The organism is Empedobacter sp. R750, assembly GCF_030324345.1.
Taxonomy (GTDB): domain Bacteria; phylum Bacteroidota; class Bacteroidia; order Flavobacteriales; family Weeksellaceae; genus Empedobacter; species Empedobacter falsenii_C.
The window spans coordinates 229,876-244,237 of record NZ_JACAGF010000003.1 but is presented as its reverse complement, the minus strand read 5'-3'; the positions used below and the strand labels follow the sequence as shown (position 1 = coordinate 244,237).

The window sequence follows — 14,362 nt, the reverse complement described above, 5'->3', positions numbered from 1 at the left end:
GAATCATCAAATCATTTCGGACATAGGCATAATTTATGCTATAGTCTATCAGAATAATTATATTTGTTAAAGACAGCTTAAATAGTAAAATGAACGATAATTTCTCACAACAAGTAAAAGACGTTATTTCTTACAGTAAGGAAGAAGCGTTGAGATTAGGCCACGACCAAATAGGAACGGAACACCTTCTGTTGGGGATTATTCGCGACGGTGAAGGGAAAGCCATTTCTGTCTTAGAAGCATTGAATGTCGATTTAGATGAAATGCGTCAAAAAATAGAAAACCTAAACCCAGCAAAAGAAACTCCTGGTAATAATATAAAAAATTTGAGTTTGACAAAACAAGCTGAAAGAGCGTTGAAAACAACGTTCTTAGAAGCGAAATTGTTTAAAAGTCCGACTGTAAATACAATTCACTTATTATTGTGTATCCTTCGTAATGAAAACGATCCGATTACAAAATTGATGAATAAGTTGGATATTGATTACAATACAGTAAAGGAAGAATTCAAATTTCAATTTCAAGATGAGGAAATTCAATCTCCTCGTGCAGAAAATCCATCTTTTGATGGAGGTGATTCTGATAACGATTTTGAGCGTGCGTCTACAAGTAAATCAACTTCAAAAAGTAAAACGCCAGTTTTAGATAATTTTGGACGAGATTTAACAGCGATTGCGCAAGAAGGAAAATTAGATCCTGTAGTTGGACGTGAAAAAGAAATAGAGCGTGTTTCTCAAATTCTTTCTCGTCGTAAAAAGAACAATCCATTGTTAATTGGAGAACCAGGTGTTGGTAAATCTGCAATTGCAGAAGGTTTAGCTTTAAGAATTGTACAACGTAAAGTTTCGCGCGTTTTGTTTAACAAACGTGTGGTAACATTAGATTTAGCGTCATTAGTTGCTGGAACTAAATATCGTGGACAATTTGAAGAACGTATGAAAGCTATTATGAATGAATTAGAGAAAAATGATGACATTATTCTTTTCATTGATGAGTTACATACAATTGTTGGAGCAGGAGGAGCTACAGGTTCTTTAGACGCTTCTAACATGTTCAAACCTGCTTTGGCTCGCGGTGAATTACAATGTATTGGAGCAACAACGTTGGACGAATATCGTCAATATATTGAAAAAGATGGCGCATTAGTTCGTCGTTTTCAAAATGTGATGGTTGAACCAACAACTCCAGAAGAAACATTACAGATTTTACATAACATCAAAGATAAGTACGAAGCGCATCACAATGTAAATTATACAGACGAAGCGTTGCAAGCTTGTGTTAATTTGACAACACGTTATATTACTGATCGTTTCTTGCCTGATAAAGCGATTGATGCTTTAGATGAAGCAGGTTCTCGCGTACACATCAAGAATATAAAAGTTCCACAAGAAATTTTAGACCTTGAAGCAAAATTAGAAGAAGTTCGCGAAGAGAAAACGAAAGTTGTAAAATCTCAAAAATACGAAGAAGCAGCTCGTTTACGTGATTCAGAGAAACAAATAGAAAGCGATTTGAAACGTGAGCAAGCAAAATGGGTGCAAGAATCGAAAGAGAATCGTGAAACGGTTACAGAAGAAAATGTAGCGGAAGTTGTTTCGTTGATGTCTGGCGTTCCTGTACATCGTGTAGCTGAAAAAGAATTGAAAAAATTAGCTCAAATGAATGAGTTAATGAAAGGAAAAGTAATTGGTCAAGATGAAGCGGTAACGAAAGTTGTGAAAGCAATTCAACGTAATCGTGCAGGATTGAAAGATCCAAACAAACCAATTGGTTCATTCATTTTCTTAGGGACTACAGGTGTTGGTAAAACACAATTAGCGAAAGTTTTAGCGAAAGAAATCTTTGATTCTAACGATGCATTAATTCGTATCGATATGTCAGAATACATGGAGAAATTTGCCGTTTCTCGCTTAGTTGGGGCACCTCCGGGTTACGTTGGTTACGAAGAAGGTGGACAATTAACAGAAGCAGTTCGCCGTAAACCATATGCAGTAATCTTATTAGATGAGATTGAGAAAGCACATCCAGATGTATTCAATATTTTATTACAAATTTTGGATGATGGTCATGTAACTGATAGTTTAGGTCGTAAAGTTGATTTCCGTAATACGATTATCATTTTAACGTCTAACATTGGTACAAGACAATTGAAAGAGTTTGGAGATGGTGTTGGATTTGGAACTTCATCTAAGAAAGATTCTGCTGATGAACGTGCAAAATCAACAATTGAAACAGCTTTAAAACGTGCTTTTGCTCCAGAATTTTTGAATCGTATTGATGATATTATCTTCTTTAATTCATTGACAAAAGAAGATATCATGAAAATCATCGATATTGAATTGGCAAGTTTAATAGAGCGTTTAACAGCTTTAAATTATCATATTGAATTAACTGAGGAAGCAAAGAATTTTATCGCAGACAAAGGATTTGATAAAGATTATGGAGCTCGTCCGTTGAAACGTGCGATTCAGAAATACATCGAAGATCCGATGGCAGAAGAAATCATCAATGCTGTAATTAGTGAAGGAGATGAATTAATCCTTGATTTAAATGAAGCAAAAGATGGCGTTAAAATTTCTGTAAAAGGAAAAACGAAAGAAGAAAAATCAGAATAATTTCTAAGTTTCTATAATAGAAAGGCTTGAACATTTTTGTTTAAGCCTTTTTTATTTCGGTAACTTTTGCCGTACATTTGCGCTCAGCAAGCCACTTTGTCGCTTCATGTATGTGAAGAGGAAAGTCCGGGCTCCAAAGAGTAAGCATAGCGGGTAACGCCCGTCCGTCGAGAGGCGAGGACAAGTGCAACAGAAAGTATGTACAGTTCGGCTGTAGTGAAACCAGGTAAACTCTATGCGGAGCAATGCCATGTATACCAGCAGTTAAGAGCTACTCGTTCGTTGCTGGGGGGTAGGCAGATTGATGTTTTAGGTAACTAAAATACTAGATAAATGACAAAGCGTCTTAATTTATTAAGATGACAGAACCCGGCTTATCGGCTTGCTTTTTTTCTATTTTTTGAAGTAAAGACTAAATAATTCTGAAGTATTAGAACAATCATTTTTCTTCAAAATATTTCTTCGATGTGTATCAATAGTATGTTTACTTAAGCCAATTGCATCAGCAATATCCTGACTTGTGTAACCTTTGATCAGAAATTCTATAATCTCCGTTTCTTTTTTTGTAAGTTGTAAAGATGAATTTGTTTTTGAATTAAGAAGATTATTCAATCCATCTTTGATGTTGTAAATATGCATGGTCGGTTTCCCTCCAACCTTTATTTGTGTGATGTCAGTCGCTAAGCAAAAAACTCGATTTGGTAAAAAATTCTTACTTAATTCGTAAAAGAAATGTTGCAAATGAATTTGATGAATTTCACCTTTTTTATCTATCACACGAAAATCATAGGTGAATTTATAATTGATTCTTTCTTCTGGAACAATTTCCATACTGAAATTTGAAATTCGTTGCTGAATATCAATTACATGTTGCAAATCATCTGGATGTACGATTTCTACGCATAATTCAGCAGTGTATTCGTTAGGTAGATAACCCAAAATATCCTCGCATTGAGGAGATACATATTCGAAAGTTGCAGAATTAGGACTGATAAAATACATGAAAGATTCACCAAGAGCAAGACTTCCTAAAGTTTGTAAATAATCATTAATCGATTGAAAACTCTCATCTTTTTCGTTAAAGGTTCTACTATCTGTATTTTCACTCCACAATTTTTTTACAATACTTGCATATTCAGTTATAGATTTTTGATTTGCTTTTTTCATATGCTTACAAGTAAAAGATTAATAAAATACCATTAAATGAGTATTTTTTGAATTAGCAATATAAACTAATTTTGCAAAATATCTATAGGATTAAAGCAGTTTTGCTTTTTTCAACCAACCTATTTATATTTAACCTATAAAAAAAGGAGCTAAATTTTTAGCTCCTTTTTAATATTATAATGGAATTAAAGTAAAGATTTTACTTTCTCGATTACAGCAGTAGAATCGATTCCATATTTTTTCATTAAATCTGAAGGTGTTCCAGATTCACCAAATTTATCATTAACCGCAACAAAAGCTTGTTTTGTTGGTAATTTTTGTGCTAAAACTCTTGCAACAGATTCTCCTAAACCACCTAAAATATTGTGTTCTTCAGCTGTTACAATTTTTCCTGTTTTCTTTACAGAGTTTAAGATAATTTCTTCATCCAATGGTTTGATAGTATGAATATTGATTACCTCACAAGAAATTCCTTCTTTTTCTAACTCAGCAGCAGCAACTAAAGATTCCCAAACTAAATGACCTGTCGCAACAATTGTTACATCAGAACCTTCGTTCATTAAGATACCTTTACCAATTTCAAATTTTTGGTCAGCTGGCGTGAAAACTGGAACAGCAGGACGTCCGAAACGTAAGTAAACAGGACCTTCGTATTCAGCTGCAGCAATTGTAGCCGCTTTAGTTTGATTGTAATCACAAGGATTGATAACCACCATTCCTGGTAACATTTTCATCAAACCAATATCTTCTAATGTTTGGTGAGTTGCACCATCTTCTCCTAATGTTAAACCAGCGTGCGATGCAGCGATTTTTACATTTTTGTTAGAGTAAGCGATAGATTGACGAATTTGATCGTACACACGAGCTGTAGAAAACTCAGCAAACGTTCCTGTGAAAGGAATTTTACCTCCAATTGTCAAACCTGCAGCAATTCCCATCATGTTTGCTTCTGCAATACCAATTTGGAAAAAACGCTCTGGATTTTCTTTGATAAATTGATCCATTTTCAATGAACCAATCAAGTCAGCACACAATGCAACAACGTTAGGATTTGTTCTTCCTAACTCTGTCAATCCGTCTCCGAATCCACTACGTGTATCTTTTTTTTCTGTGTATGTTAAGTCTATCATTGTTTTTGTTTTTTGTATTCGTTTTTGTATTTTTCTACTTCTGTTTTTTCATCAAATTGATAAATAAAATCATTTGGCGAAACATTAATTTCTTCTTCCTCTTCAGTGCTCTTTTTGATCCATTTTTCTAAGGTTTCAACATTTTCTAACACAATATTTTGTCCAACTCGATAAATCAAGCCTTTCAAATTTAGTTCAGAATTGATAAACGGAACGGTGTTGATGTTAGAATTTGTATCGATACAAATTTCTGTACCATTATCGTTGTCATTATCTTTTCTAAAAATGTTATATACTTCACATTGTTTATTCAGAATCGTTTCTTTTTGACCAGTTCTATTCGCAACATAACTATTTCCGATTGCGGAATTCGTTAAACTTGGATTATCAGTCGCTAAAAAAGAAGTTCCTAATAAATCTTTAGTGCCTTCGAAATCTATTTTAAAAACCTTCGGATTTTCTTCTTCGCTGTAAACAGAATACATATTATCGTTTATTTTTAATGAAGCGAAATTTCCCATCGGTGTTCGCGTAATCATTAAATGCGCTTTATAATCTTTGGTTGATAAAATATCCAGAAAATCTGAATAGAAATCACTTTTGATACGATATTGAATAACGTTTTCGAATTTATACGATTGCATTTGAGCAAAAGTTAAACTTGTAAAAAGCGTTAATATTAAACTGATTGGTTTTTTCATTATCGATGTATTTTGATCAATATTAATCCAAAGAATTCAAGAAAGTAGTTAACTTATCCTTGTCTTCTTTTTTCAGTTTATCATATTTATTATTGATTTCTAAAATACTTTTTCTCATCGCATCAATTGTTCCCGAAAGAGCAACACTTCCACTTTGATAAATGTATAAATCGCACACTTGTCCTGCGTAATTGTAAACCAAATTTCCTAAATCTTTATCTGTAAAAGTCGGAATTTTAGCTTTCAAGTTTTTGCAATGTTCTGGTGCAACTTTCATGAAATCTTGAACGTCTGGATTGTCGATTGCCAAATCGATTTTGCTAATATCTGTCGTTTTGTAAGTAGAAGTATACGGGTCATAATAATCTGCAAGATCATAAGGCATAGCAGCAACAGAATCTACTGCTACAGCCGCTTCATCATAATCTGTTGAAACTTCTGTTAATTTAAACTTTTTAGCATCATCGAAATACGTTTTGAAAAGGTTATTTAATTCTTTTACTTCGCTTTTGTTTGCTAATTTATTCTTTTTGAATTGTTTTACCAATTGATTTGTAGAACCTTGCGCAGCTGCTAAAGCTTTAGAACGCTCGATATCTGGATTTCCATCATAATCGCTATCATTATAAATCAAACTATAATTTAATGAAGCAACAGTTCCAAAAAGACTATTTACGTTATCACTTTCTGATGTTTGATAATTGTAATAATTAATAATAGGATCCTCGTAACGATTGTCTGGCGAATAAGCCGCTTCCGCTGCATAAGCTGTATCTACAGACGACATCATGTTCTCGTATTCTTGTTTCTTTTTTGCCAATTCGTTAGTAAAACTTTCGATTTCTTTTTTCTCATCAAAAGTTACTTTTACGTTAGAATTTGCAATATTTTGAATTGTTAATCCATTAAAATCTCCTGCGTCATATCGTATCAAAAGTCCTTTCAGTTTTGTTTGAGGAAACATAATCGCAACGTTATTAATTGCATTTTTTTCATCAACACATAATGTAGAAGATTTTGTTTCGAAATCTGTTTTAGATGTTAATTCGTATTCATTACACTTGTATCCATTGATCGTTGTAGATGAATTTAGATTTTTAACTGAAATAAATTTCTCGAACAAATTATCCGAATAAGGTTTTAAACTATCATCCGACATACCTTCATAATAATAAGGTGCTTTTATCGATAATTGATTTTCTAATGAATTGGCATAGACTTCGAAAAACTTGCTGTTGTTGATAAAGAAAGCATCTTTACTGAAGCTTCCTGAAGTGTAAGGACCTCCTTCCGAAGTTCCTAAAACAGCGTCTTTAGAAATATAGGTTACAAAAGATAAATCTTTTTGACCATCCAAATAAGTTTGATATTCTTCTGGTAAATTGATTTTGTACGATACTTTTTTGTCAAAAGAATATGTTTTTTCCTGCCCAAAGGCTGTCAAAGAACAAAGCGTAAGTATAGAATAAAATAACGTTTTCATAGTATTGTGGTTGTATTGAAATTATTAATAATCTGTCAATTCAGTTTCAGGATTTTGCTCTAATGCAGATGCTAATTGCTCATCGTTAGGCGCTTTTCCGTGCCAAGAGTGGCTTCCCATCATATAATCAACTCCATTACCCATTTCTGTGTGTAATAAAATTGAAACTGGTTTTCCGTTTCCTGTTAATGTTTTAGCTTCTTCTAAAATAGCAATTACTTTTTCTAAGTCATTTCCATTTTTTTCTTCTAAAACAATCCATCCAAAAGCTTCTAATTTAGCTTTCAAATCTCCTAAAGGTAAAACGTGGTCTGTGTCACCATCAATTTGACGACCATTGTAGTCAATCGTTGCAATTACATTATCTACTTTTTTACCAGCAGCATACATAAAAGCTTCCCAAACTTGACCTTCTTGTAATTCACCATCACCGTGTAATGTGTAAACTAATTTATCGTCGTTGTTTAATTTTTTTGCTTGCGCAGCACCTAAAGCAACAGATAAGCCTTGTCCTAAAGAACCAGAAGCGATACGAATTCCAGGTAAACCTTCGTGTGTTGTTGGGTGACCTTGTAAACGAGAATCTAATTTTCTGAATGTAGCTAATTCGCTTACTGGGAAAAATCCTGAACGAGCTAATGTGCTGTAGAAAACTGGTGAAATGTGACCGTTTGATAAGAAGAATAAATCTTCTCCTTTTCCGTCCATAGAGAAGTCTGTAGAGTAAGTCATGATTTTACCGTATAATGCAGCAAAATATTCTGCACAACCTAATGATCCACCTGGGTGTCCACTATTTACGGCATGTACCATTCTCAAAATATCTCTCCTTGTTTGTTGTACTTGTGTTTGAAGTTCTTGAAGTGTCATTGTTTGTTTATAAAAATTTGAACAAAAATAATCCTTTTTTGTAGGGCAAAAAAATCGTAGAACATAAATCACTACAATTGGGGAGGAGATTTTATGCGATTTTTAAAACAATAAAAAAGACGAAGCTAAACTTCGTCTTTTTTATTTATTCTTCTTCCGAATGCCATTCGCCACGGTGAGGGATCAAAGCGTCACGAACTTGTATCATTTCAGATTCTACCACCACCAAATAAGCAACTGCATATTCTGGTTCAACCTCTACAAATTCAGAAAATGTACTTTGTAACTTTTCTTTTTCTGCGTATTGTTTCAGGTGAACTGCATGATGTTTTGCAGTTGGTATAGCATCGGGACCATAAAAATCCCAGATTAATTTTAATTTCTTTTCCATAATTATATTTTATCAAAAGAAGTTTTAATTCCTTTTATTAAAGCAGAACTAAATCCTTGATGTTCCATTTCATTTAATCCAGCAATCGTACAACCTTTTGGTGTCGTCACTTTATCAATTTCTTGTTCTGGATGCAAACCGTTTTCTATTAATAATTCAGCAGCTCCTTTTACAGTTTGTGTCACAATTTTTGTAGCAGTTTGTGTGTCAAATCCAATTTCGATTCCACCTTGAATCATTGCTCTTATAAATCGTAAAACATAAGCAATTCCGCAAGCGCCAATTACAGTCGCTGCATTCATCAACTCCTCATTTATAACAACTGTTTCGCCAATTGGATTGAAAATCGTTTTGATTTCATTTAAAATGTTTTCATCTTTCGAATTTCCACAAATACATGTAATCGATTCTTCCACAGAAGCAGCTGTATTAGGCATTGCACGAAAAATTGACATACCTTGTGATAAAATATTTTGATACGTTTGCAATGAAATTCCTGTTGCAACTGAAATTAATATTTTATTGGTCGTAAAATCGTCTTTTAATTGCGTCAAAACTTCTTCCACTTTGTACGGTTTTACACACAACAGAATATAATCAGCTTCTTTTACAGCAAAATGATTATCATTTGTAATCGTTACACCAAGCTTTTTAAGATGTTCAATTTGATTCAAATTATTTCTTGTAGCGATAATTTGATTTGGATCGAATGCTTTATTCTTAATTAAACCCTCTGTTATAGAAATTCCTAAATTTCCTGCTCCAATAATGGCGATTTTTTTCATAGTTGTAGAGTGTTAATTGTTCTGATTATGAATGAATAATTGTTTCTTTTTGACGATTAGAACTTACCAACCATAGACCGATAAAAGTTAATAAACCATTCAGAATGATTAATTCAACACCAATTTTGTAATCGGTAAAATTGATCACTAATTCGTTGATGATATAGGTAAAAATAGGCGCTAAAATCGCAACTGTAATAATTGAATATTTTTTGTAAATGTTACGTTTCGTTAAAATTCCGAAAGCAAATAATCCTAATAACGGTCCGTATGTATAACCTGCAATTTCCATCACAAGATAAACAATAGATTTGTTGTTAATCGCTTTGAAAACCATAATCAAGATAAAGAAAACTACCGTGAAAATCAAGTGAACACGAATACGAATCTTTTTCTTCTCTTTTTCTGACTTTTCTTTGTCCTCGTTGATGTTTAATAAATCGACACAATATGAACTTGTAACCGCTGTTAAAGCTCCGTCGGCAGAAGGAAATAAGGCAGAAATTAATCCAATAATAAAAATTACAGAAATAATCATTGGGAAATGATGTCCTAAAAGCGAAAGCGCAGGAAACATATCATCACCCATAATATTTTGTCCGCCTTGTTCCATAAAGAAACCATCAGCAGTATAAAAACCACCTTCACTCATTGCGTATAAATAAAGCAATCCACCCAAAAATAAGAAGGCTAAATTCACAATCAATAATGTTCCAGCAAACGTCAACATATTCTTTTTCGAGTTTTGAAGATTATCAACCGAAATATTTTTTTGCATCATTTCTTGGTCAAGACCAGTCATTGCAATTGTGATAAACATTCCGCCCAAAATTGTTTTTAAGAAATAAGTTTTCGAATTTGGATCAAGATTAATGAAATGTGTATAATTCTTCGCTTGCATCATATCGTAAGCTTCACCAACAGATAAATTAAGATGCGAAAGGATAAACCAAATACACGCAATCAAACTAATAATCATAAACGATGTTTGCAAGGTATCTGTTACGACAATTGTTTTTACTCCACCTTCAAACGTGTATAATAATATCATCAATAATAAGACAAATGTTGTTACCCAAAATGGAACACCTAAATTGTCTAACAAAAATATTTGTAACACATTTACAACTAAATATAAACGTGCTGTTGCGCCAATTCCACGGGAAATAATAAAGAAAACTGATCCCATTTTATGTGCTTCAACATTGAAACGCTTTCCTAAATAGGTGTAAATCGAGGTCAGATTCATACGGTAATAGAGCGGAAGTAATACGCCAGCGACGATAAAATAACCAAGAAAAAATCCGATTACCATCATATAATATTCGAATCCTCCGTAAATATATTCGGAACCAGTTAATTTTCCGACCGTTCCCGGAACCGAAATAAAAGTAACGCCACTAAGACTTGTTCCAATCATTCCGAAAGCCACTAACCACCATTTACTTTTTTTGTTTCCGTTAAAAAAAGATTGATTGTCAGAATTTCGACTGGTGAAGTAAGAGATCACTAAAAGTCCTACAAAGTATACGATAACACAAAGTAGTAAAATTGTTGAGTTCATAATTTATTTAGTAAATAAGCCCAAATTTAATATTTTTGAGTGAATGATGATAGATTAATTTTCCGAAGATAAAATTGTAAATTTGTTGTCTATAATTTTTTGAACGAATGAATTACCCAAGCAAGGTTTTAGAGCGAGCTGTAGAAGAAATGTCAAATTTGCCAGGAATAGGAAAGAGAACAGCTTTGCGACTTGTTTTACATATGTTAAATCGTCCCAAATCTCAAACGACGGCTTTGTCCGAAGCGCTTTCTCATTTGGTGAATGATGTTAAATATTGTCAACATTGTCATACGATTTCTGATGATGAGGTTTGTGATATTTGCAACAATCCATTGCGAGAAGAAACTATAATTTGTGTAGTGGAAGATGTGCGTGATGTGATGGCTATTGAAAATACAGGACAATTTAAAGGACAATATCACGTTTTAGGAGGAAAGATTTCTCCAATGGAAGGCATTGGACCTGGTCAATTGAATATTCAAACGTTAGTTGATCGTGTTCAAAATGAAAATGTGAAGGAAATAATTTTTGCTTTAAGTTCGACAATGGAAGGAGATACAACTGTTTTCTATTTGTACCGACAATTAAAGAATGCCGAAATTATTTTTTCTACCATTGCAAGAGGTCTTGGTGTAGGAGATGAGTTAGAATATGCAGACGAAGCGACGCTGGTTCGTTCTATACAACATCGAATCCCGTATTCAGAAAATAAATTTTAAATGAAATTATCGATAATTATTGTTAGTTATAATGCGCCAAAACATTTAGAGCTTTGTCTTGATTCGTGTCAGGAGGCTTTAAAAAATGTAGATGGCGAAATAATTGTAATTGATAATAATTCATCGGAAATTGATTTTACATTCCTAAAAAAAACTTTTCCTACTGTAAACTTTTTACTTCAAAAAGAGAATCTTGGTTTTGCAAAAGCGAATAATATTGGGGTTGAGAATGCTTTGGGAGAATATATCCTAATTCTTAATCCAGATACAATTATTCCAGAGAATTTATTCGAATCTTTGATTGAATTTCATCAGTCAAAAGAAAAAATAGGTTTTGTGGGAGTACGAATGATAGATACAAACGGCAATTTTCATCCAGAATCTAAACGAAATATTCCGACAGCTAAAAATTCATTTTCTAAGTTGTATAGTCGATTTAATCATTCAAAGAAAAATAATTATTACAAATTAGAAGTTGATGAATTTGAAATTGCTTCTTGTGAAATTTTAGTAGGCGCTTTTATGTTTACCACGAAGAAAATCTATCAGGAAATTGGAGGATTTGATCCACGTTATTTTATGTACGGAGAAGATATAGATTTGTCTTTTAGTACAGAATTAGCTGGTTATAAAAATTATTATAAAGGAGATATAACGGTTTTACATTACAAAGGAGAAAGTACGAAAAAGGATAAAAAATATTATAAACATTTTTTTGAAGCAATGATGATTTTCTTGGCGAAATATTATCAAAAAAATTGGTTGCATTATCAATTTTTACGTTCGGGAATTTTGATTAAATATTTAATTCAATTATTTAAATTTTCTTTACATTCACCTAAAAATACTTCTAAAATAGAAGTAAATGCAGAAGATTTATTTTGGATAAATAAGAAATCAGATTTCAAATCTTTATCAAATAATCATATTGCAATTGATACAAGTTTGTTTACTTATCAAGAGATTTTATCAATCATTTCTGAAAATAACTCTTCTTTACGTTCATTTTATATTCGTCCTAAAAATAAAAATTATGTAATAGGCGATGATAAACAGATTATAAATCTATAAAAACAAAAAAAGCTGAATCTTAATGACCAGCTTTTACAGTATCTTTTTTCTCAATTTTCGGAGTTTCTGCCGTTTTTGTAGAATCTTTCACTTCTTCGTGTTTTTCTTCAACAGCTTCCTCATGTTTTCCGTGACCTTCGTGAGCAGCTTCAGATTTGTGGTGCATTTCTTCTGCAGTAGCTAGTTCGTGAACAACTGGAAGAACTCCGTGATTTACACTTGCTTTAGAGTTACAAGAAGTAGCGAATGCTGCAACAGCTACTAAAAGAATTAATTTTTTCATGTCTTACAAAATTTATTGTATGGGTATATTATTATATATTGTTTTGACAAAATTAGTTAAAAACATCGAGTTCAACTAACTGATTTATTTCAATTGTGCAATTTTCTGAATTCCACCTTTTGTTTTATCTCCAACCTTTACATTGATCTCTGTATCAAGTGGTAAAAAGATATCAACACGCGATCCGAACTTGATAAAACCATATTCTTTACCAGCAACAGCGTCGTCATTCTCTTTACTGTAACAAACAATTCTTCGTGCAACTGCACCTGCAATTTGTCTGAAAAGAACTTTTGTATGATCTGCATTTTCTACAACAACAGTTGTTCTTTCATTTAATTCTGATGATTTTGGATGAAATGCAACCAAAAATTTTCCTGGATGATATTTCGAATAAATCACTTTTCCATTCACAGGATAACGCGTTACATGTACATTAAGAGGTGTCATGAAAATCGATAATTGAATACATTTTTGATTCAAAAATTCGCTTTCAAATACTTCTTCTAGTACAACAACTTTTCCATCTACAGGCGCAATCACGCAATTTTCAGATGAATCTGATTCTCGAATTGGATTTCTGAAAAACCAAACGATAAATCCATAAAGTATCCATAATGGTAAGGCAAAATAAAAGCCATATACAGGAAAAAAGTAATGTAATACTCCTGTAGCGATTGCAAATAAAATTAAGCAACCTATCAAAATTGCTGTTCCTTCTCTGTGAAGTTTCATAAAGTATATACTAATAAATAATATAAATAAACAAATGGTACGACAAATATAAAACTATCTAATCGATCTAAAAAACCACCATGTCCTGGAATAAGGTTAGAGCTGTCTTTTACATTGAAAAATCGTTTTAATTTAGATTCTGTCAAATCTCCTAATGGACCTAATGCAGCAACGATTAAACCAATAATCATCCAGTTTCCGTGCAAGTTTTCTCCAAAATATTTCTGAATTAAGAATCCAGCTAATAAAGTAAAAACTATTCCTCCAAAAAATCCTTCCCACGTTTTTGCTCCCGAAATTTTAGGTGCTAATTTGTGTTTTCCAATTAAGTTTCCTGTTAAATAGGCAAATGTGTCACTACACCAAAGTAATAAGAAAACGAAAAATACTTCGTAATGCATTACTTTTTCGCCTAAATTATAATCAAAACTAGGTAAAGTTAAGGCTAAGGCAAATGGTGCGATAACGTATGTTAATCCTAAAGTAGCTTTTCCAAAATCGTTCAACAATTCGTTGGTTGATTTGAAAATAATATAAATACTAAAAACAAATAAAACTGGAATGATGAAGTACAAACTTCTTAAATGAAAATAGTAATGATTCGAAGTTTCGAAAGCTTCTAAAAATTCTTTTCCATAATAGCCAAAAACAACTAAGGCAGCTAAAAGTGCTCCTAATTGATAAAGTTTATTGGTAAGATTAGTAATTTTAAAAAATTCGTACAAACAAAAAAGTCCAAAAACCATCATCAAAACAATCAAACCTTTTGGGTTTATCGTTGTCCCGAAAAATATAATAAGTGCGTAAATAAGTCCAGAGAAAGCTCTAATTGCTAAATTTTTCAT

At 32.5% G+C, this 14,362-nt stretch carries 14 protein-coding genes and 1 other RNA gene; 4 read left to right on the top strand and 11 right to left on the bottom strand.

All coding sequences use genetic code 11. The annotated features are described in order from the left end of the window. Nucleotides 1–89: 89 nt before the first annotated feature. Together HXZ74_RS05250 and rnpB are read left to right on the top strand one after the other, a co-directional pair. Nucleotides 90–2,615, top strand: a complete 2,526-nt coding sequence (locus HXZ74_RS05250) for an ATP-dependent Clp protease ATP-binding subunit (protein ID WP_280049848.1) — start codon at nt 90–92, stop codon at nt 2,613–2,615. 83 nt (nt 2,616–2,698) lie between these two features. After that, an RNA gene (gene rnpB, locus HXZ74_RS05245) (RNase P RNA component class A) lies at nt 2,699–3,008 on the top strand. On the opposite strand, the gene HXZ74_RS05240 is transcribed toward rnpB, so the two are convergent. From HXZ74_RS05240 to HXZ74_RS05205, 8 genes are all read right to left on the bottom strand, one after another. Beyond that, nucleotides 3,009–3,782, bottom strand: a complete 774-nt coding sequence (locus HXZ74_RS05240; RefSeq protein ID WP_180905075.1) for a LuxR C-terminal-related transcriptional regulator — start codon at nt 3,780–3,782, stop codon at nt 3,009–3,011. It abuts the RNA gene before it with no gap. Nucleotides 3,783–3,967: 185 nt separating this feature from the next. After that, entirely contained in the window at nt 3,968–4,909 is a 942-nt protein-coding gene (locus tag HXZ74_RS05235; RefSeq protein ID WP_180906861.1) for a transketolase family protein, read from the bottom strand. Next, nucleotides 4,909–5,613 (bottom strand): hypothetical protein, encoded by a 705-nt coding sequence (locus tag HXZ74_RS05230; RefSeq protein WP_115001614.1) that lies wholly within the window; start codon nt 5,611–5,613, stop codon nt 4,909–4,911. Before HXZ74_RS05230 ends, HXZ74_RS05235 begins: the two co-directional genes overlap by 1 nt. Nucleotides 5,614–5,635: 22 nt before the next feature. After that, nucleotides 5,636–7,096 carry a hypothetical protein gene (locus HXZ74_RS05225; RefSeq protein ID WP_286474165.1) on the bottom strand — a complete coding sequence of 487 codons (1,461 nt, stop codon included), beginning with the start codon at nt 7,094–7,096 and terminating at the stop codon, nt 5,636–5,638. 24 nt (nt 7,097–7,120) lie between these two features. After that, a complete protein-coding gene (locus HXZ74_RS05220; RefSeq protein WP_038333118.1) occupies nt 7,121–7,966 on the bottom strand; it encodes a transketolase in 846 nt (281 codons plus the stop codon). Nucleotides 7,967–8,111: 145 nt separating this feature from the next. Further along, on the bottom strand, nt 8,112–8,357 hold the full coding sequence (locus tag HXZ74_RS05215; protein WP_115001608.1) for a hypothetical protein: 246 nt from the start codon (nt 8,355–8,357) through the stop codon (nt 8,112–8,114). Nucleotides 8,358–8,359: 2 nt separating this feature from the next. Then, complete coding sequence (gene proC, locus HXZ74_RS05210; protein WP_115001606.1) at nt 8,360–9,142, bottom strand: pyrroline-5-carboxylate reductase; 783 nt, start codon at nt 9,140–9,142, stop codon at nt 8,360–8,362. A gap of 25 nt (nt 9,143–9,167) precedes the next feature. Beyond that, on the bottom strand, nt 9,168–10,706 hold the full coding sequence (locus tag HXZ74_RS05205; RefSeq protein ID WP_286474163.1) for a sodium:solute symporter: 1,539 nt from the start codon (nt 10,704–10,706) through the stop codon (nt 9,168–9,170). Nucleotides 10,707–10,813: 107 nt separating this feature from the next. On the opposite strand from HXZ74_RS05205, the gene recR reads away from it, so the two are divergent. Both recR and HXZ74_RS05195 read left to right on the top strand, forming a co-directional pair. After that, a complete protein-coding gene (gene recR, locus HXZ74_RS05200; RefSeq protein WP_125350515.1) occupies nt 10,814–11,428 on the top strand; it encodes a recombination mediator RecR in 615 nt (204 codons plus the stop codon). Beyond that, nucleotides 11,429–12,499: a glycosyltransferase family 2 protein gene (locus HXZ74_RS05195; RefSeq protein ID WP_286474161.1), complete on the top strand. Its 1,071-nt coding sequence runs from the start codon at nt 11,429–11,431 to the stop codon at nt 12,497–12,499. Between the two features lie 19 nt (nt 12,500–12,518). Here the strand turns inward: HXZ74_RS05195 and HXZ74_RS05190 are convergent, their stop codons facing one another. The 3 genes from HXZ74_RS05190 to HXZ74_RS05180 form a co-directional block, all read right to left on the bottom strand. Continuing rightward, nucleotides 12,519–12,782 (bottom strand): hypothetical protein, encoded by a 264-nt coding sequence (locus HXZ74_RS05190; protein ID WP_286474159.1) that lies wholly within the window; start codon nt 12,780–12,782, stop codon nt 12,519–12,521. Between the two features lie 84 nt (nt 12,783–12,866). Continuing rightward, nucleotides 12,867–13,517, bottom strand: a complete 651-nt coding sequence (locus tag HXZ74_RS05185) for a phosphatidylserine decarboxylase family protein (RefSeq protein WP_038331813.1) — start codon at nt 13,515–13,517, stop codon at nt 12,867–12,869. After that, nucleotides 13,514–14,362 (bottom strand): phosphatidate cytidylyltransferase, encoded by an 849-nt coding sequence (locus HXZ74_RS05180; protein ID WP_038331816.1) that lies wholly within the window; start codon nt 14,360–14,362, stop codon nt 13,514–13,516. The genes HXZ74_RS05185 and HXZ74_RS05180 overlap by 4 nt, the downstream gene beginning before the upstream one ends.